Genomic DNA, 19988 nt, shown 5'->3' on the forward strand with positions numbered 1-19988 from the left:
TTCCAAAGGATGATGAAAATGAATCGGAAATGGAAAGCAAGTAGTCGTTTGTTATGGTTACTTCCTGTGTTTGCTCTGTATTTTTTGGTGAACTCCCCTGAAAGTGCCTACGCTATGCATATTGCAGAAGGTTTTTTGCCTATAGGATGGGCGATCTTTTGGTGGGTAGTATTTGTACCGTTCTTTGTCTGGGGACTTCGCTCTTTAATACGTTTGACGAATGACAAACCCCAAGTGAAACTGTTATTAGCATTGGCTGGTGCGTTTAGCTTTGTATTGTCGGCGCTTAAAATTCCGTCGGTAACAGGCAGTAGCTCTCATCCAACAGGTACAGGACTTGGAGCAGTGTTATTCGGACCACAAATTATGAGCGTTTTAGGTAGTATCGTTCTGTTATTTCAAGCGATTTTACTTGCCCATGGAGGATTGACCACACTAGGAGCTAATGCTTTTTCTATGGCCGTTGTGGGACCGTTTGTAGGCTATGGTATTTATCGCTTACTAAGCGGTATGCAAGTAAAGCAAGGGGTCAGCATTTTCTTCGCTGCTGCTTTGGCTGATTTAGCTACTTATATCACTACATCTGTTCAATTAGCATTCGCTTTTCCAGCGGCTACTGGTGGTTTTACTGCTGCGTTCATTAAGTTTGGAACCATTTTTGCAGTCACTCAGATTCCATTAGCTATTTGCGAGGGGCTACTTACTGTTGTTGTTTGGAACTGGATTAGTGCGTATAACCGTCAGGAATTGCAAATGTTGCTTAGCTTGCGGGGAGGTGCCAAATAATGAAACGAGTAGCCAAATGGAAAAACTTGTTGTTACTTGCCCTCGTGGTAGTTATTGCTGTCATTCCACTAATGATGATCAAGGACTCGGAATTTGGTGGAGCAGATGGTCAAGCAGAAGAAGCGATTCAGGAGCTGGCACCAGAGTACGAACCATGGTTTCAACCGTTAATGGAAGTACCAGGCTCTGAAACAGAAAGCTTGTTGTTTGCGGTTCAGGCAGCCATTGGAGCTGGTGTGATTGGGTACGCAATTGGATTTTTTAAAGGTCGCAAAAAAAATGAAGCGACACGAGAAGTACAAGAATGAATCTCTGGATCGATCGGATAGCGTACCAAAATCGACTACGTGATGTATCTGCTCGTTTCAAAGCTGGTTTTGCGGCAGGAATGCTTGTGCTTGCTTTATGTGCAGATATGGAAATCCAAATTGCTATTTTTATCTGGATGAGTATCTGGATTGTAGGCTATGCCAGTGTTCCTTTGCGTAGCTATCTTATTTTTATCGGAGTTGCCTGTTTGTTTTTTATTAGTAGTACGCCGGCCTTGTTAATCGACGTACAACACTTGTCTGGCTCAGCCAACATTGGATTAGAAGCTAGCTGGCACTTGATCACAATAGGTGACTGGTATGTCTTTATTGATCAACGTAATTTGTTTGTGATCGCTAAGTTGTTTAGCCGCACATTGGGTGCTAGTGCTTGTTTTGCATTTTTGCTACTAACGACCCCTTTAGTTCAATTGCTTGACGTATTGCGCGCATTACGAGTGCCTCCCATCATTGTTGAACTTATTATGTTGATGTATCGATTCTTATTTGTATTTTTCCAAACGGCACATGATTTATGGATTGCGCAAAAAGCACGTGGTGGGCATGGGAGTTTTTCAGCCCAATTGAAGGACATGGGCCGACTAGTCAGCTTGTTGTTTGCTAAAAGTATGCAACGGTATCAACAATTAACTTATGGTCTTCTAGCGCGTGGATTCGATGGAGATCTGCGAGTGGTTCATATGGAAAAAGAGGTATATGTAAAGCGATATCTCATCGAGGCTACAATTGGGGGAGCGTGCTGTGTAGCTCTGATATTCTGGCACTCCCTGTTATAAGAGATAAGAACGGATAAAATGAGAGACTTGGCAATCGCCAAGTTTCTTTACTACTAGAAAGGGAGCGTGGCTCTTGTGGAAACCTTGATCAGCCTGGAAAAAGTAAGTTATGCCTACGAACACAAGACAAATAGCCTCGCTCTAAAGGAAATCAGTTTACGTATCCCAAAAGGTAAGAAGAGCGTACTTCTCGGACATAATGGTTCGGGGAAATCTACTTTGTTTTTGCAGGCAAATGGTATTTACCGCCCAACAGAGGGTGAGCTGTACTACAAGGGAGAACCATACCGTTATGATCGCCGTTTTTTACAAGAGTTACGTAGCAAAGTAGGATTAGTGATGCAAGATCCGGAGCATCAATTATTGGCGGCTACAGTGGCTGAAGATCTATCCTATGGCTTATGTAATCAAGGCCTCTCCGTAGATAAGGTTCGTGAGCGTGTGTTGGCGACAGCTGAAGCCTTTCAAATAACAGAGTGGTTACACCTGCCATTACATCAGTTAAGCCTAGGACAAAAAAAGCTAGTGACTCTAGCGGGAGTTGTTGTATTACAACCCGAATTACTCCTGCTTGATGAACCAACAGCTTATCTGGATAGCTATCATACACAGCTGTTTCTGACTCAATTGGAACAAATTTATCAGCAAGGTACGACCGTTGTTATGTCTACACATGATTTGGAGCTAGCTTATGCTTGGGCAGATTGGGTTTTTGTTATGCATAGAGGCTCGCTCCTTTTGGAGGGAACTCCACAAGATGTTTTTCAGCAGAAAGATCTTTTACGCCAAGTACAGCTAGGTATTCCTCTACTCTACACTGTCTGGGAAGGTACTCAACCACTATTAAATGAGGAGCAGCGTGCTACGTGGAAGGCACCACGAACCGTACAAGAATGGTGCAGTTATATAGAGAGAATAGGCATGAAAGAAAAGGAACGGATGCTGGTAACGAAAAACTAAAACGCATAGCTTAGAGTAAGAGCGTTGAAGAGGAGTCGCTTCAGCAGTAAGTGATGTGTATTGTGATTTAATTAGAAAAAGGCTAGCAAACAACCTTTGGTCATTTGCTAGCCTTATTTGTCTCTTCTTATGTAGGAAGAATGATTACTTAACAGCTTCTTTTAATTCTTTACCTGCTTTGAAAGCTGGTAGCTTGCTTGCTGGGATTTCGATTTCTTCACCAGATTGAGGATTGCGGCCTTTACGAGCAGCACGTTCGCGTACTTCAAAAGTACCAAAGCCCATCAATTGAACTTTTTCTCCACCTTTTAGTGCGCCAGTGATTGCTTCGAATACGGCGTCAACCACTTGTCCAGCATCTTTTTTTGTTAATTCAGCTGTTTCAGCTACTTTTGCAATCAATTCTGTCTTGTTCATTTTCTTACCTCTTTTCTTTAAAAAACTACTACTCATCATACCAAAAAATCTTTTATTAGAACAGTAAAAAAGCAGAGAAACCCTTAAAAAATCACCTTTTTTTTCAAAAAAGGACAAAACAAAGGATAAAATTTTTTGTTTGCTCCTATATTTGCCAAATTTTACTTATTACAAACCTAAAAATCAACGAAAAGAAAACGAAATCAGGAGAGAAGAACGTAGAAAACAAATGATAATAGCCTGTTAAACATAGTAACCGTGTTAGGTAAGGAACTTGATATCTACCCCTTTTTTTAAGCTAATAAAAGTAAAAATACAAAAGAGCAGGCGGGTCATAGGGCACTCGCATGCTCTTTTTGTGTTTTTGTTTGAATAGGTATTGAAATTGTAAAAACGAATGGACAAAAGAATAATCCCATCTACTTTCTTTTATCTTGAATTTGTCATGTATTTTTCATGTATCTGATATGTTTTTCTCAAGGACTGGGGAGTATTATCTTAGACAGTAGAAGTGCAACCATACAAGATTAATATGGTTTCCAGCGTAGACGACTTGCTTGACGGAAGCGATTTTCTACCTCTTCCCAGTTGACGACGTTCCACCATGCTTTGATATAATCAGCTCTTTGGCTACGATAAGAGAGGAAGTAGGCATGCTCCCATACATCTAAAACTAGTAATGGAACTACATCCCACTGCGATAAATTTTGGTGTTTTTCCGCCTGTAAAATTTCCAAGTGATGGGAGCGTGGAGACCAAACCAGAATAGCCCAGCCACCTCCTTCTACTTTTTCAGCTGCCTGTGAGAACTGTTGCATGAATTTATCAAAGGATCCGAAGTAACTATTAATATGGGTAGCTAGTTCTCCTGTTGGCATACCACCACCATCTGGACGCATAACAGACCAGAAAATGGTATGCAAGTAGTGCCCAGCACCATTAAAAGCTGCTTGCCCTTCCCAGAATTTAATTAGGTCATAATTTCCTGTTTCGCGAGCTTGGGCCATCATTTTTTCAGCTTTGTTTAAGTTGTTAACATAATTGCGATGTAGTATATCATGATGAATACGCATTGTTTCCTCATCGATATATGGTTCTAACGCGTCATAAGAATAGGGAAGAGGTGGAAGGGTGTGACCACCAATCGGAACGGCTTTATTAGAATAGGTTGATTCTGACATAACTGCAATAATAGCTGGTTTTGTGGGTGGTTCTACCCTAGGATGCCGTTGAAAGCGACCTCTTGTCTTCGGGTTGGCTTGCTTTTCTTCCTCTTGGTTCTCTTCCTCTGTTTTTCGATTTTGGACGAGACGGAGGAGGTCATGGAAGTGCCGCTGAATGTCTTCAGCTTGGGAAGCTAATTTAGAAATTTCTTCCTCTCGGTCCTCTTTATCTTGGTAATAGTTGGCTTTGCGCCCCACTTCGCTAAAGGCCACATGGAATTTATGCAAATCCCGTTTCATTTCAGCACAATGAGGATTTTGACGCAGGTAATCGACCCATTGCCGACCCCATTCGCTCCAATCTAGGAGATGCTGTATTCGGTGGTTCAAGGTAATTCCTCCTTCAACTTTCCTGCTGTATACTTTATGATGATAAATGCCTACAGGTTCAAAAATTTTTGGCTGGCTAATTCTCTTTGCGTCATTGCATAGAACCTGTGAACGGCATATGGTAAAAAAGGGACTCTGACTTCAAAGGAGCTAACATCAATGAATGGAAAAGAAACCATCGGGATTATAGATTCAGGAGTAGGCGGCTTGACCGTAGTAAAAGAAGTAATGCGGCAATTACCGCGTGAAAAGATTGTCTATTTTGGCGATAATGCCCGTTGTCCATATGGTTCACGCGATTCCAAAGAGATTCGCACATATACGAATCAAATGATTCAATTTGTCTCTCAATTTCAATTAAAGGCGTTGGTAATCGCTTGTAATACGGCAGCATCCGTGGTGTTGCATGAAGCGAAGGAACGAATGAATTCGCCAGTTATCGGTGTAATTGAACCAGGAGCACGTGCTGCCATCTCTGCATCTCGCACGGGGCGTATCGGAGTAATCGGTACAGAAATGACGATTCGTACGGGAGCCTATCTAAAAGCGATGCGCCGTATTAATCCGGAGCTGTACACAGTAGGTATGGCATGTCCGGCGTTTGTTCCTTTAGTTGAACAACAGCGCCTACACACCGAAGATGCTCGGCGCATCATCACAGAGACCTTGAAGCCTTTCCGATATGAAGAGCTGGATACATTGATTTTGGGATGCACCCATTATCCTTTGCTTGCACCACTTATTCAGGAGGCAATGGGAGATAGTATTATATTGATTAATTCGGCAGAAGAAACTGCGCGTGAACTCAGTGCAATGTTGTCTATGCAGGGACTTCTGAATGAGCGGCAGGAAATCGAACCAAAACAACATTTGTTTTATACAAGCGGCAATAAACAGGTATTTCAGCAAATTGGAGAAGAGTGGCTGGAATGTCCATTAAATGTACAGCAGCAAGCGTTGGAGCAAGCGACTTCATCATTTTAGGAATTTTGGATAGAATGATATGTAAACAAAGTCAGTTCCTTGTAACAGAGGGAACTGGCTTTGTTATTTACTAGACATTTTTAAAAAAGTTCTGTCTCTATTGACAAAAAGGTTACGTTAACGTAAATTGTTATTTGCGACATATAGTTGTATATCAAACTATATAAAAGGAGGAGATACCATGACGTTCTTTAAAATTGATGAGGTAACCAAGCAGGTTGGAGTAACCAAACGAACATTACGTTATTATGAAGAGATAGGCTTGATTAAACCCCCAATTCGTACGGAAGGTAAAATTCGGCTATATTCCTCAGAGGATGTTCGTGATATCAAAAAGATTTTGGAGGCACGCGAGGTACTTGGCTTTTCTTTAACAGAGCTTCAACATTTTATCAGTTTGAAGGAAGAGATGGATCAAGCGTATGAAAAAGAAGACGAACAAGCGTCAATCCATGCTGATAGGCTCCATGAACTATTAGAGCAGCAGGTGGATATGTTAACGGAAAAAATGAGACGAATGGAATCTTTTCGTCAAGACCTTCAGCATATGCTTCTCGAGATAGATAAGCTTCGGCAGAACGACAAGCGAACAACATAGATTCTATAAAAGGTGTATATACAACCTGAATACAGGAACAAGACCAAAATGTAGGGGTGTATCAGAGATGGAGTTTACTCAGAGTAATCGAAAACGTGCACGTATCATCACGGTGCTAGCCACTTTTTTTGCATTTATGGGAATAGGAGTAGTTGATCCCATTCTTCCAGTCATTGCCGAACAAATCCATGCGACTCATTGGCAAGTAGAGATGTTATTTACCGCCTATATTTTTACCATGGCCATTATGATGTTGCCATCTGGTATTTTAGCTGTGCGTTTAGGGGATAAAAAATTAATGACGATTGGTTTAGCGATTGTCACTGTTTTTTCGTTGTTGTGTGCAATGTCCTCATCTATTGTAGGATTATCTTGGTTTCGTGCGGGATGGGGATTGGGAAACTCGATGTTTTTTGCTACAGCGATGACGTTACTAATTGCCCTATCGGATGAGGTGAGTGGTGCTGTTGGAATGTATGAAGCAGCGATTGGATTAGGAATGGCTGGGGGTCCTTTAGTAGGTGGTCTATTAGGTGGTTTTGCGTGGAATTATCCATTCTTTGCTACTTCTTTCTTTATTTTTTGTGCACTGCTTCTTGTCATTTTTTTTGTCAATGAACCATCCAAAAAACAAGAGCGCAAAACAGCGGGTATGAAGGAACTTCTAAGCCTCTTAACCTACAGACCGTTTATGCAAGGTGCTTTGTCAGGTATGTTGTATTATTATTGTTTCTTTGTTATTTTGGCCTACTCGCCGCTTATTTTACATTTGACTGCCATTCAATTAGGTTTTGTGTTTTTTGGATGGGGATTAATGTTAGCGTATGGATCAGCGGTTCTTTCCCATAAGCTAGAGGCGCTATTTCCCTATAAAGCATTGATTCGCTATGGATTACTTGCTTTAGCGGTTATTTTAATCGGCTTATTTGCTATTCCTAGCATTACATTTAAAATTATACTTATTATTGTCTCAGGATTGGTACTTGGATTAAATAATGCCCTATATTCTAGCTATGTCATGGAAATCTCCCCATTTGAACGGGCTATTACCTCTGGTGTGTATAACTTTGTACGTTGGTTAGGAGCGGCGATAGCTCCCCTATTATCAGGAGTAATTGGACATGCAATTGCACCACAAGCTCCATTTGCGGTAGCAGTAATCATGTCGGTTGCTGCGATTATCATCATCAGTATAAACATCGCTTCTAAAGAGAAATCTGTCTAAGAAGGATTGCTAGATTTTAGATTTCTTTGGCCAAGGAGGAATAAACCCAAGCCCTGCTCGTATACATGGTAGTACAAAGTGTCAACGAGGAGGATATGGGATGAAAAAAAGACCTATAGGTAAAATGACAGCGGTTGTTGGGTTAAGTGCGATACTCATGACAGGATGCGGGCTGTTTGGTCCGTCCAAGGAAACGAGTGCCCCTATACAGGCCCCATCCATTACAGGTGTAGATCCTAATCCATTACAGATAACAGAAGAACAGACTGGAGAAGAGACACAAGGAGCGGTTACTCAAACGACAAAGCGTACGGTTTATCTGCAAGATACCAATGGTTTTGTCGTCCCCGTCTCCTTAATCTTGCCTAAAGCAGAAGGGCCCGCAAAACAAGTGCTAAGCTATATGGTAAAGGGAGGTCCTGTGGAAACATTGAAGCCACAAGGATTTGAGGCTCTGTTGCCTGAAGGAACGAAAATTTTGGGTATGTCAATTAAAGAAGGAAAAGCAACTATAGAATTCTCATCTGAGTTTAAAAATTATAAAGCTACCGATGAACAAAAAATTCTCGATGCAATTACTCGTTCCATGACAGAGTTTGATACGGTTAAAGACATTGCCATTTGGGTAAATGGGCAGGCCTTAAACGAGATGCCTGCAAATGGTACACCTATCTCATTATTGAACCGTCAAAAGGGCATTAACACGGAACTGGTGGAAGGGGCACATCCTGGCAGAACTTCTGCGGTAACAGTATATTTTCAAAGTCAGCTAGATGATAAACGAACCTATTTTGTTCCAGTAACACGTTTAATCCCGGAGACACAAGACATGTCGAAAGCAGCTGTTGAAGAGCTGATCAAAGGGCCAAAAGAAGGTTCACCATTATTTAGCTCCTTATTACGAACTACAAAGGTACTTGGAGTTGAGCAACAAAAAGATACAGTAGTTGTAAATCTAAGCAACGATGTTTTAAAGTATGATAAGGGGAAGGAAGCAAACCCTGAAGCGATGGAATCACTTGTGTTGTCTTTAACAGAGAATACAGGAATAAAGAAGGTGCAGGTGCAGGTGGAGGGAAAACCGTTAGCTCAAGCAGGTTCAATGAAATTCGACCAGCCTGTATCTAGACCGATTCAAATTAATGCCTTTGAATTGTAAGCTAACATCCACGTCTAGGGGCGTGGATGTTTATTTATAGTCTATGTCTACATGGTTTACAGCCTCCCAAAATGGTTTTTCAGTGTTATTTCTGGTGCTTTTTTGTTAAAACGAGCATGCTCTTCTGAGAATCAGAGTGAAAAACTAGCAGTTCATGGTGTGCCTTGGTATACTAGTTGAAGGCTTTGTGATTAAACGTTACCATTCCAAAGACAACCAGTAAACAAGCACAGCGACATAATTACGAATCTGAAAATATTAGGAGGTCTTTTATGAGATTGGATGGACGTTCGAGCGACCAATTGCGTCCCGTTAAAATTACCCGTAATTACATCAAGCATGCAGAAGGTTCTTGCTTGATTGAGGTAGGCGATACCAAGGTAATTTGTACAGCGACGTTAGAAGAAAAAGTACCTCCGTTTATGCGAAACGGTGGAAAAGGCTGGATTACAGCTGAATACTCTATGTTGCCACGTGCAACAGAAACACGAAATGCGCGTGAATCTTCTAGGGGCAAGGTTGGAGGTCGTACGATGGAGATTCAACGCCTGATTGGTCGTGCTCTTCGTTCAGTTGTGAAGTTAGAAGCGATGGGAGAGCGGACAATCTGGTTAGATTGTGACGTTATTCAAGCAGATGGTGGTACGCGTACTGCGTCTATTACAGGTGCATTTGTAGCGATGGTGGATGCTATGAATACATTGGTAACTGCTGGAACGTGGAAAGAATTACCTATCACAGATTTTTTAGCTGCTACTTCCGTAGGTGTAGTAGAGGGTGTACCAGTGCTGGATCTGAATTATAAAGAAGATTCTTCAGCGATTGTTGATATGAATGTTATCATGACAGGCGCTGGCAAATATGTAGAGTTACAAGGGACAGGGGAAGAATCTCCATTTAGCACTGATGAATTAATGCAATTACTAGCACTGGGTCAAAAGGGGATTCAAGACCTTATTGAACTACAAAAAGAAGTGCTAGGAGAAGTGAAGCTTTACAGTAAAGCGTAACTTTCCTGTACACAATAGGCCTACATAGGTGAAATAAAACCCGAAACCGGACATCTCCATATGTCTGTTATTTCGGGTTTTTTACATGATTGGCATGAAAAAAATACTGTAGGGATGAAAGGTCAGGGAAGGATGAGAAATCTTAGGCCTATCTTGTTTACAGAGAAAAGGTGAATTTTTACAATGCTTGCGTTATAATGTGGGATAATACATAAGCAATAAAGATTGTAAGGTAGCTTTTTATCACGAAAGCGGGGGACGAGCATGAGTGAACAAACATCAAAGAAAAAAGTGGTGTTAGCCACTAGAAATCAAGGAAAAGTTCGCGAATTCAACAGATTGTTTGCGGCATTGAATCTGGAAGCTATCAGTGTTTCGGAATTTCCAGATGCACCCGAGGTAGAGGAAGATGGCGAAACGTTTGAAGCCAATGCACTCAAAAAAGCGAAAACAATCTCAGAGTTGTTAGGATTACCAGCAATCGGGGATGATTCTGGTTTAGAGGTAGATGCTTTACATGGTGCCCCAGGAGTTTATTCTGCACGGTTTGCAGGAGAAAAGGCTACAGATGAAGAAAACTATCAGAAACTATTAACCAAACTGGCAGATGTTCCGATGAAAGATCGAACAGCTCGATTCCGTTGCACGCTCGCTTATGTAGCACCAGGCCAAGAGCCAGTTATTGCGACAGGGGCTTGCGAAGGGGCAATCACACATGCACCATCTGGTTCCAATGGTTTTGGTTATGATCCAGTCTTTTTTGTACCAAGTCAATTATGCACCATGGCAGAGTTGTCACCAGAGCAGAAGAACGCAATTAGTCACCGCGCCATGGCAATGAAGGATTTGCTAGAAAAACTGAAGGAGAGATAGGCGTGAGCATTCTCATCATCAGCGATACACATGGGCAAATCAAAGAGGTACAAGATGTGGTGGATCGTCACCCAGCAGACATCATTCTGCATTGTGGAGACTTCTGTGTCGACCAGAAGCAAGCACCATTTTCAAAAATGAAACTCGTGCAAGGAAACTGTGATTTTGAACCAGTTGCTAAAGATCGAGTTACACGCTGGAAAGATTTAATCATTTACCAAACACATGGACATTTGTACGATGTTAAAAGCTCACTGATGAAGCTACACTATCGTGCTGAGGAAGTGGGAGCGAACGTTGTGTTGTTTGGACATTCTCATTTTCCAGTATGTGAAGTCGAGAGGGATATCTTGTTCATTAACCCTGGTAGTTTGATGATGCCACGTGGTTTTAGGACTCCTACATATGCTGTTCTGGACCAAATAGGTACTGATGATTTCCATATTAAGGTACGGGTGCGCTTCAACGATCGACAAGGACAAGAAATTTCTGAACGTGGTGGTCAATTTTTGGTACGACGCTGATTTCTTGAAATTTATTTGTTATGTGATATACTGAAATGGTTATAATGGCAGGTAAATTGCTTCTTAATGACATAGATTGTTTCTGTGTGGGTGAGGCAATGTTTTCTGGATTTAATCTAGGAGGGGAAGTTTAAGTGGTAGCAAAATGGGAAAAGTTAGAGAATAACCAGGGGGTTTTGACGGTAGAAGTTGATGCCGATCAAGTAAACCTTGCTCTGGATGAAGCATTTAAAAAGGTAGTAAAAAAAGTGAACGTACCTGGATTCCGTAAAGGAAAAGTACCTCGTAAAATGTTCGAAAATCGCTTCGGCGTTGAGTCTTTGTACCAAGATGCATTGGACATTCTTCTTCCGAAGGCATACGGACAAGCTGTTCGTGAAGCAGGTATTGAACCTGTTGATCGTCCAGAGGTTGATGTAGAGCAAATGGAAGTTGGTCAAAAATTAGTGTTCAAAGCAACTGTTACTGTAAAACCTGAAGTAAAATTGGGTGACTACAAAGGTCTTTCTGTTGAAGAGAAAGATTTTACTGTAGGCGAAGAACAGGTCGAAGAAGAATTAAAGAATTTGCAAGCTCGTCACGCTGAACTGGTAACAGTTGAAGAAGGCCCAGCTGCAATTGGCGATTCTGCAAATATCGATTTCGAAGGATTCCAAGATGGAGTTGCATTCGAAGGCGGTAAAGCAGAAGACTATTCTTTGGAACTTGGAACTGGTACATTCATCGCTGGTTTTGAAGAGCAAGTAGTAGGTATGGCAATCGGGGAAGAGAAAGAAATTACTGTTACTTTCCCTGAAGAATACCACTCTCCAAACCTTGCTGGTAAAGAAGCTATGTTCAAAGTAAAATTGAACAGCCTAAAACGTAAAAACTTACCTGAGTTGGACGATGAGTTCGCGAAAGATGTAAGCGAATTTGACACATTGGAAGAATACAAAGCTGACCTTAAAGCTAAATTAGAAGAAAAAGCAGAAGCGGAAAAGAAAAACCACGTCCGTGAGCAATTGGTTCTAAAAGCTACTGAGAATGCTGAGATCGAAATTCCAGATGTTATGGTTGAGTCAGAGCTTGATCAAATGGTTAAAGAATTTGAGCAACGCTTACAAATGCAAGGTATGAACCTAGAATTGTACTACCAATTCTCTGGTACAGATGAATCTGCTCTTCGCGATCAAATGCGTAAAGATGCAGTGTTGCGCGTTCGCACAGCATTGGTTCTTGAAGCGATTGCTAATGCAGAAAACCTTGAAACAAAAGAAGAAGATGTAGATCAAGAGCTTGAGCAATATGCGAAGATGTATGGTCGTCCTGCTGACGAGCTTAAGAAAATCTTTGCTGCTCAAGACGGACTTGCTGGATTGTACCGTGAAATCTTAACTCGTAAAGTTGTAGATTTGTTGGTTGCAGAAAGCAAATAAACTGCATAACCTTAGATATGGGCGCAAGGCACGAACGTTTTTTCGTGCCTTGTTTTCTCAGATAGAGGAAGCAGAAATGAGTGAAGGAGGCCATCCCTTATGCTGATCCCTATGGTCGTAGAGCAAACTAACCGCGGAGAACGTGCGTACGATATTTATTCTCGTCTGTTAAAAGACCGTATCATATTTCTAGGAAGTGAGATTGATGATGAAATAGCAAATGCGGTAGTTGCGCAATTGTTATTCCTTGAATCTGAAGAGCCAGGAAAAGACATCAGCCTATACATAAATTCTCCAGGCGGTTCTGTAACCGCAGGCATGGCGATTTATGACACCATGCAATTTATCAAATCGGACGTTTCCACGATTTGCATCGGCATGGCGGCCAGCATGGGTGCGGTACTTTTGGCTGCAGGCGCGAAAGGTAAGCGCTTTGCGTTGCCAAACAGTGAAGTGATGATTCATCAACCGCTGGGTGGTGTTCGTGGTCAGGCGGAGGATATTCGTATTCACGCTGATTGGATTATCAAAACAAAGCGTCAATTAAATGAGATTTTGGCAGAAAGAACAGGTCAACCTTATGAAGTGATTGACCGCGATACAGATCGCGATAACTTCATGTCTGCTGAGGAAGCGAAAAACTACGGGTTAATTGACAGTGTGATCGAACGCGGTTAAGGGGCCATCCTGTGCTAGGCTGAAAAAATCATCGACGTGAGGTGAAAAACATGTTCAAATTTAATGACGATAAAGGTCAATTAAAGTGCTCTTTCTGCGGAAAGTCTCAAGAGCAGGTTCGCAAGCTTGTAGCTGGTCCTGGTGTTTACATTTGTGATGAGTGCATTGAGCTTTGCAATGAGATCGTGCAAGAAGAGCTAGGGACCGATGAAGAAATTGATATGAAGGAAATTCCAAAACCATTGGAAATCCGTAATATCTTGGATGATTATGTTATTGGACAAAATCAAGCTAAGAAATCCTTGGCTGTTGCAGTATATAATCACTACAAACGAATTAATTCTGGTGCGAAAATTGAGGACGTGGAATTATCTAAATCCAATATCGTACTAATTGGACCAACAGGTAGCGGTAAAACGTTATTAGCTCAAACGCTAGCTCGTATCCTGAATGTGCCATTCGCGATTGCTGATGCTACATCGCTAACCGAAGCTGGATATGTTGGGGAAGATGTGGAGAACATCTTACTGAAGCTTATCCAAGCTGCTGATTATGATGTAGAAAAAGCGGAGAAAGGGATTATCTATATTGACGAGATTGATAAAGTTGCTCGTAAATCTGAGAATCCTTCTATCACGCGTGATGTTTCAGGTGAGGGTGTACAACAGGCGTTGTTGAAAATCCTAGAGGGTACAGTAGCGAGTGTGCCACCTCAAGGTGGGCGTAAGCATCCTCATCAAGAGTTTATTCAAATCGATACCTCCAATATTTTGTTCATTTGCGGTGGTGCATTTGACGGCATCGAGCAACTTATCAAGCGTCGTATTGGTAAAAAGGTAATTGGTTTTGGTTCTGAAATGGTAGAAGGCGTGAAGTCCGACTTAAAACAAGGCGAATACCTGAAATATGTATTGCCTGAAGACCTGCTTAAATTCGGTTTAATACCGGAATTTGTAGGTCGATTGCCGGTACATGCAACGCTTGAACCATTAGATGAGGAGACATTGGTACGGATTTTGACAGAGCCAAAGAATGCTTTGATCAAACAATACCAAAAGCTACTTAGCCTAGATGGAGTAGAACTTGAGTTTACAGAAGGTGCTTTGACTCAAATCGCGAAAGAAGCGATTAAGCGTAACACTGGTGCTCGTGGTCTACGTGCAATTATTGAACAAATCATGTTGGATATGATGTATGAGCTTCCTTCTCGTGAGGACGTGGAGAAGTGCCTAATTACTGAGGAAGTGGTTACCGAAAAAGTGAAACCACAGCTAAAGAATAAAGAGGGCGACATTATCCAATCAGCGTAAAATAGACTTTCAACAATGTAGGCTAAGGCCTATTTGGAGAAAATCCTAATAAAAAGGTGCTTCGTTCTTTGGAACAGGCACCTTTTTTTGTGTCAAATTATAGTTTGTTCTATGCTAAGGATTCATGTGTGATACAGCTTCTGAGCAGAACTGTGAGGCAAAGAAAGGAAGTTTGGGCACAAGGGCTAACCTGATACAAAAAGGTTGTGCAACGATCCTGTTTACTCTCCCATGCACTAGGTAATACTACTTTTATATAGTTGGAGGTACTACCAGCATTACTTGGGAGGGTATAGAATTGGAATATACAACAGTCATTGTAGGGGCTATTGAGCTTGTCGTTGGGATCATTATTGGCATCTACTTTTTTAATTTGTTAAAGATGCAAAGAACAACAAAGGTTTCGACGGAAAAGGAATCCCGTAAAGAGGTAGATCATTTACGTAAAATGAAAATGGTCGCTTTGACTGAGCCGTTGTCTGAGAAAACACGACCTAGTAAATTAGAAGATATCGTTGGACAGCAGGATGGACTAAAAGCATTACGAGCAGCGTTATGTGGGCCTAATCCACAACATGTCATTATTTATGGACCACCGGGTGTAGGGAAGACAGCTGCTGCCCGTGTAGTGTTGGAAGCTGCTAAAAAAAGCTCACTTTCTCCCTTTAAGCTAGATGCTAAATTTGTGGAGATTGATGCGACTATTGCCAGGTTCGATGAACGTGGTATTGCTGACCCGCTAATTGGTTCGGTTCATGATCCGATTTACCAAGGAGCTGGGTCTATGGGGCAAGCTGGAATTCCACAACCTAAACCAGGTGCGGTCACCAAGGCACATGGAGGGATTTTATTTCTAGATGAAATAGGCGAGCTACATACGGTACAGATGAATAAACTGCTAAAAGTGTTGGAAGACCGAAAAGTAATGCTGGAGAGCGCTTATTACAGCGAGGAAAACAACCAGATACCTGCCCATATCCATGAGATTTTTCAATACGGACTGCCGGCGGATTTTCGCTTAGTCGGGGCTACAACACGTACACCAGAAGAAATCCCACCTGCTCTGCGTTCGCGTTGTTTAGAGATTTTTTTCCGTCCTCTACAGCCTAATGAGATTGGGAGTATTGTTGCAAATGCCATGAAAAAAATGCAAATTCAGGTAGAGAATGAGGCTATTGCTGTAATAGAACGTTATGCTACCAATGGACGAGAAGCAATTAATACCTTACAGATAGCTGCAGGAATATGTATGACAGAAGGACGCGAGGTTGTAACCACTCAAGACGTGGAATGGGTGGTTCATAGCAGTCAAAAATCGCCACGTCAAGAGAAACAGGTTCATGAGCAAGCACAAATTGGTGTTATTAACGGGCTAGCTGTCTATGGCCCTAACATGGGAACAGTGATGGAATTGGAGGTAACGGCCTCGCTAGCGCCCATTAAAGGTGCAGGTAAACTAACTCTGACTGGTTTAGTGGAAGAAGAGGAGTTAGGCAGTCCTAGCCGTACCATCCGTCGTAAATCTATGGCGAAAGGCTCCATTGATAATGTATTAACTGTTCTTCACCGCTTGGGTATTCAGCCATATGACTATGATTTACACATTAATTTTCCCGGTGGTGTGCCCGTGGATGGTCCTTCCGCAGGTTTGACGATCGCAATCGCTATCTATTCAGCTATCAAAGATAGACAAATTGACAATTTGTTGGCAGTTACAGGTGAGGTTAGCATACATGGAAAGGTAAAGCCAGTTGGCGGAGTAGTTGCTAAAGTAGAAGCAGCTCGTCAAGCAGGGGCTAAACGTGTTTTTATTCCAGCGGAGAACTGGCAGACGATCTTTGCGGATATGGAGGGAATTGAAGTAATCGCAATCCATCATGTAGAGGAGGCAATACGAATGGCGTTTGTAGACGAAGGCGCTTTAACTCAAGTTGATGAGACTGAGCAGACCGAAGAAGCCTACTTACCGCCGTTTAGTGTACCTGTACAAGTGGAAGGGATTCAGTCAGGTGGTTTACCGTTGTAGCAGAAGAAGATAGATAGGTTTGTTTTACACATAGGCTCCGTCCCTATCATGGTTAGACGGGGCCTATCTCTATCCTTTTTTTTCAATCAAAGTGTATAAAGGAGCAGAAGCTTCTATGAAAGATTAGGAATTTTTGGGTATAATAAAAACTGCTCATCATCGAATATGGTACGAATGTTTCAATGAGAGGCGTGCAATGTAAGCAAATGCATGTGGTCATTAGACATTGGGTATCATTTTGCGATACAATGAGACGATACCGTCTTTCAGACATTATAAAAGAGAGATATCGTGGCCTTAGAAATGGGAGGTGCTTGGTCATGAGTGAACATACAGGATCCCGTGAAATACCACTGCTGCCGCTTCGTGGTTTATTGGTTTATCCAAGCATGGTGTTGCATTTGGATGTAGGACGTGAGAAATCCGTAAGAGCTCTTGAAAGAGCAATGGTAGATGATAATTATATTCTGCTTTCAACGCAAGAGGATGTGCAGGTGGAGGAACCGGATGCGGAACAAATTTATTCGGTAGGTACAGTTGCACGAGTAAAGCAGATGCTAAAGCTACCGAATGGAACGATTCGTGTATTAGTGGAAGGCTTAGAGCGTGCCTCTATTAACGAATATCTACAAAAAGATGATTACTACTATGTTTCGATTACATATTTACCGGAAACCAGGGAAAACGAAAATGAAATCGAAGCTATGGTACGAACTGTTTTACAGCAGTTCGAGCAGTATATTAAAATTTCTAAAAAAGTGTCTCCTGAGACGCTAAGCTCAGTTAGTGATATTGAAGAAGCCGGTCGTATGGCAGATGTCATTACATCCCATCTACCGCTTAAGATGAAGGATAAGCAAGATGTATTAGAAGCAATAGATGTACATCGCCGCCTAGAAATTTTACTAAATATCTTAAACAATGAACGAGAAGTACTGGAGCTAGAACGACGTATTGGTCAACGAGTTAAGAAGCAAATGGAAAAAACGCAAAAGGAATATTACCTGCGTGAACAGATGAAGGCCATTCAAAAGGAACTAGGTGAACGTGACGGACGTAATGGGGAAATGGATGATTTGCGTGAGCAATTGGACCAATCTGATGCCCCAGAACGTATCAAGGTCAAGTTGGAGAAAGAACTCGATCGCTTAGATAAGATGCCAGCTACTTCTGCAGAAAGCAGTGTGGTCCGCACTTATATCGATACAATGCTCTCTTTGCCGTGGACGAAAAAGACAGAGGATAATCTGGATATTGCCCATGCCGAAGCGATTTTGGATGAAGACCACTATGGTCTTGAAAAACCAAAAGAGCGCATTTTGGAGTATCTTGCTGTGCAAAAATTAGTAAGTGAGATGAAAGGGCCGATTCTATGCCTTGTAGGTCCTCCAGGTGTAGGTAAGACTTCGCTGGGTCGATCTATTGCAAGAGCGATGGGCCGGGAGTTTATCCGTATCTCACTTGGTGGTGTGCGTGATGAAGCTGAAATTCGTGGACACCGTCGTACCTATGTAGGGGCGATGCCGGGTCGAATCATTCAATCCATGCGTCAAGCGGGAACTGTTAATCCGGTAATTTTGCTTGATGAGATCGATAAGCTCGCTAGTGATTTCCGTGGAGATCCAGCGTCAGCATTATTGGAAGTGCTTGATCCGAATCAAAACGAAAAATTTAGTGATCATTATGTAGAAGAAGCCTATGATTTGTCCAATGTTATCTTTTTGACAACGGCAAATACGCTTCACACGATACCAAGACCATTGCTTGATCGGATGGAGACGATCGAAATTGCCGGCTATACCGAGTTGGAGAAGTTCCATATTATGCAAGATTATCTCCTTCCTAAAAATATAAAATCTCATGGAATTACAAAAGAGAAACTCCAAGTGGCTGATGAAGCCATGATGAAGGTGATTCGTCAGTATACACGGGAGGCAGGGGTACGTAACCTGAACCGTGAAGCGGCAAATTTATGCCGTAAAGCTGCTAAAATCATTGTTAGTGGAGAGAAAAAACGTGTCATCATTACACCGAAGACCTTGGAAAACCTGCTTGGAAAACCACGATTCCGCTATGGTCTAGCAGAGAAGGAGGACCAGGTGGGGTCTGTTACTGGATTAGCCTGGACCCAGGTGGGTGGAGATACCTTAAACGTTGAAGTAAGTGTTTATCCAGGTAAAGGGACCTTGACATTAACAGGACAATTAGGCGATGTTATGAAGGAGTCAGCGCAAGCAGCCCTTAGCTATATTCGTTCTCGTGCTAGTCAATGGGACATTACACAAGATTTCTTGGAGAAAAATGATATTCATATTCACGTACCAGAAGGAGCAATTCCAAAAGATGGTCCTTCCGCAGGGATTACGATGGCAACGGCCTTGTTATCGGCCATGACAAATATTCCTGTGCGTAAAGAAGTGGGTATGACAGGTGAGATTACATTACGTGGTCGTGTATTGCCGATTGGTGGTTTGAAGGAAAAAGTACTTTCTGCCCATCGTGCCGGCTTAACTACCATTATCTTGCCAATTGAAAACGAGAAAGACTTAGAAGATATTCCAGACAGTGTGAAAAATGATATGACATTCCATCCTGTAGAACACATGGATGACGTGATTAAATATGCTCTCGTGCAAGAGAAAATGGTGAAAAAGAAATGAAGATTACTTCAGCAGAATTTATTATCAGTGCCGTAGGACCTCAACAATACCCGAAGGATCGCCTGCCAGAGATTGCTCTGGTGGGTCGTTCCAATGTGGGAAAATCGTCTTTAATCAATAAAATGCTAAGTCGTAAAGCAATTGCTCGGACAAGCTCACGTCCCGGAAAAACACAGACACTTAACTATTTTAAAGTAAATAATCAAATGTACTTTGTGGATTTTCCTGGTTATGGATATGCGAAGGTTTCCAAATCCATTAAATCAACCTGGGGCGGTATGATTGATGCTTACTTGAGTCAACGAGAGGAGCTTAAATTTGTTGTCCAGCTAGTGGACATTCGTCATGCTCCTTCTAAAGATGACGTTAGTATGTATGAATATTGTAAGGAGCTTGGAATCCCTACCATTGTGGTAGCAACCAAAGGAGATAAAATTTCTCGCGGTAGATGGTTACAACATTTAAAAGTAATTCGCCAAACTTTGAATTTCCAGTCAACGGATTCACTCATTGTTTTCTCCACGGAAATGGGACAAGGTAGAGATGAATTATGGGGAGAAATTTTACGTAGACTAAAAGGTAAGCAGGAATCGCCGGAGGAATCCGCTCATATACTGGAAGGTAATGAGTAAATACATCAAGCTACGTTAGTAAGACACCAGCAGCTTAGATAGACAAACAGCTTCCCGAGGAGGAGAAAGG

19 protein-coding genes are annotated in these 19988 nt (G+C 41.9%); 17 read left to right on the top strand and 2 right to left on the bottom strand.

Features of this window, described 5'->3' with window-relative positions:
• Window positions 1-18: 18 nt before the first annotated feature.
• The 4 genes from BrL25_RS16600 to BrL25_RS16615 all read left to right on the top strand — a co-directional run bounded on the left by BrL25_RS16600 (window position 19) and on the right by BrL25_RS16615 (window position 2851).
• The gene (locus BrL25_RS16600) at window positions 19-786 is read left to right on the top strand and encodes an energy-coupling factor ABC transporter permease (protein ID WP_018672797.1); all 768 of its coding nucleotides are present in this window, start codon (window positions 19-21) and stop codon (window positions 784-786) included.
• A complete protein-coding gene (locus tag BrL25_RS16605) occupies window positions 786-1094 on the top strand; it encodes an energy-coupling factor ABC transporter substrate-binding protein (protein WP_018672796.1) in 309 nt (102 codons plus the stop codon). The genes BrL25_RS16600 and BrL25_RS16605 overlap by 1 nt, the downstream gene beginning before the upstream one ends.
• Window positions 1091-1891, top strand: a complete 801-nt coding sequence (gene cbiQ / locus BrL25_RS16610; RefSeq protein WP_018672795.1) for a cobalt ECF transporter T component CbiQ — start codon at window positions 1091-1093, stop codon at window positions 1889-1891. The genes BrL25_RS16605 and cbiQ overlap by 4 nt, the downstream gene beginning before the upstream one ends.
• A 75-nt stretch (window positions 1892-1966) precedes the next feature.
• Window positions 1967-2851, top strand: a complete 885-nt coding sequence (locus tag BrL25_RS16615; protein WP_018672794.1) for an energy-coupling factor ABC transporter ATP-binding protein — start codon at window positions 1967-1969, stop codon at window positions 2849-2851.
• A gap of 144 nt (window positions 2852-2995) precedes the next feature.
• Here BrL25_RS16615 and BrL25_RS16620 read toward each other — a convergent pair whose 3' ends face one another.
• Both BrL25_RS16620 and BrL25_RS25745 read right to left on the bottom strand, forming a co-directional pair.
• Complete coding sequence (locus BrL25_RS16620) at window positions 2996-3268, bottom strand: HU family DNA-binding protein (RefSeq protein ID WP_003338869.1); 273 nt, start codon at window positions 3266-3268, stop codon at window positions 2996-2998.
• 527 nt (window positions 3269-3795) lie between these two features.
• Window positions 3796-4821 (bottom strand): superoxide dismutase, encoded by a 1026-nt coding sequence (locus tag BrL25_RS25745; RefSeq protein WP_018672793.1) that lies wholly within the window; start codon window positions 4819-4821, stop codon window positions 3796-3798.
• Between the two features lie 159 nt (window positions 4822-4980).
• Between BrL25_RS25745 and racE the strand changes: the two genes are divergently transcribed.
• From racE to yihA, 13 genes are all read left to right on the top strand, one after another.
• Complete coding sequence (gene racE, locus BrL25_RS16630; RefSeq protein WP_018672792.1) at window positions 4981-5805, top strand: glutamate racemase; 825 nt, start codon at window positions 4981-4983, stop codon at window positions 5803-5805.
• Between the two features lie 181 nt (window positions 5806-5986).
• Window positions 5987-6403 carry a MerR family transcriptional regulator gene (locus BrL25_RS16635; protein ID WP_018672791.1) on the top strand — a complete coding sequence of 139 codons (417 nt, stop codon included), beginning with the start codon at window positions 5987-5989 and terminating at the stop codon, window positions 6401-6403.
• A gap of 67 nt (window positions 6404-6470) precedes the next feature.
• Window positions 6471-7628 carry an MFS transporter gene (locus tag BrL25_RS16640; protein WP_018672790.1) on the top strand — a complete coding sequence of 386 codons (1158 nt, stop codon included), beginning with the start codon at window positions 6471-6473 and terminating at the stop codon, window positions 7626-7628.
• Window positions 7629-7728: 100 nt separating this feature from the next.
• On the top strand, window positions 7729-8787 hold the full coding sequence (locus BrL25_RS16645; protein WP_018672789.1) for a GerMN domain-containing protein: 1059 nt from the start codon (window positions 7729-7731) through the stop codon (window positions 8785-8787).
• A 272-nt stretch (window positions 8788-9059) separates the two neighbouring features.
• A complete protein-coding gene (gene rph / locus BrL25_RS16650; RefSeq protein WP_018672788.1) occupies window positions 9060-9797 on the top strand; it encodes a ribonuclease PH in 738 nt (245 codons plus the stop codon).
• Between the two features lie 264 nt (window positions 9798-10061).
• Entirely contained in the window at window positions 10062-10670 is a 609-nt protein-coding gene (locus tag BrL25_RS16655; RefSeq protein ID WP_018672787.1) for an XTP/dITP diphosphatase, read from the top strand.
• A gap of 2 nt (window positions 10671-10672) precedes the next feature.
• Window positions 10673-11194 carry a metallophosphoesterase family protein gene (locus tag BrL25_RS16660; protein WP_018672786.1) on the top strand — a complete coding sequence of 174 codons (522 nt, stop codon included), beginning with the start codon at window positions 10673-10675 and terminating at the stop codon, window positions 11192-11194.
• Window positions 11195-11328: 134 nt separating this feature from the next.
• Entirely contained in the window at window positions 11329-12612 is a 1284-nt protein-coding gene (gene tig / locus BrL25_RS16665) for a trigger factor (protein ID WP_018672785.1), read from the top strand.
• Window positions 12613-12711: 99 nt separating this feature from the next.
• Window positions 12712-13290, top strand: a complete 579-nt coding sequence (gene clpP, locus BrL25_RS16670; RefSeq protein ID WP_018672784.1) for an ATP-dependent Clp endopeptidase proteolytic subunit ClpP — start codon at window positions 12712-12714, stop codon at window positions 13288-13290.
• 50 nt (window positions 13291-13340) lie between these two features.
• Window positions 13341-14600 (top strand): ATP-dependent protease ATP-binding subunit ClpX, encoded by a 1260-nt coding sequence (clpX, locus tag BrL25_RS16675; protein ID WP_018672783.1) that lies wholly within the window; start codon window positions 13341-13343, stop codon window positions 14598-14600.
• A 298-nt stretch (window positions 14601-14898) separates the two neighbouring features.
• Window positions 14899-16626: an ATP-dependent protease LonB gene (gene lonB / locus BrL25_RS16680; RefSeq protein WP_018672782.1), complete on the top strand. Its 1728-nt coding sequence runs from the start codon at window positions 14899-14901 to the stop codon at window positions 16624-16626.
• Window positions 16627-16946: 320 nt separating this feature from the next.
• A complete protein-coding gene (gene lon, locus BrL25_RS16685) occupies window positions 16947-19286 on the top strand; it encodes an endopeptidase La (RefSeq protein ID WP_018672781.1) in 2340 nt (779 codons plus the stop codon).
• The gene (gene yihA, locus BrL25_RS16690; protein ID WP_018672780.1) at window positions 19283-19918 is read left to right on the top strand and encodes a ribosome biogenesis GTP-binding protein YihA/YsxC; all 636 of its coding nucleotides are present in this window, start codon (window positions 19283-19285) and stop codon (window positions 19916-19918) included. The genes lon and yihA overlap by 4 nt, the downstream gene beginning before the upstream one ends.
• Window positions 19919-19988: the final 70 nt, after the last annotated feature.

Source organism: Brevibacillus laterosporus DSM 25 (assembly GCF_002706795.1).
GTDB lineage: Bacteria > Bacillota > Bacilli > Brevibacillales > Brevibacillaceae > Brevibacillus_B > Brevibacillus_B laterosporus.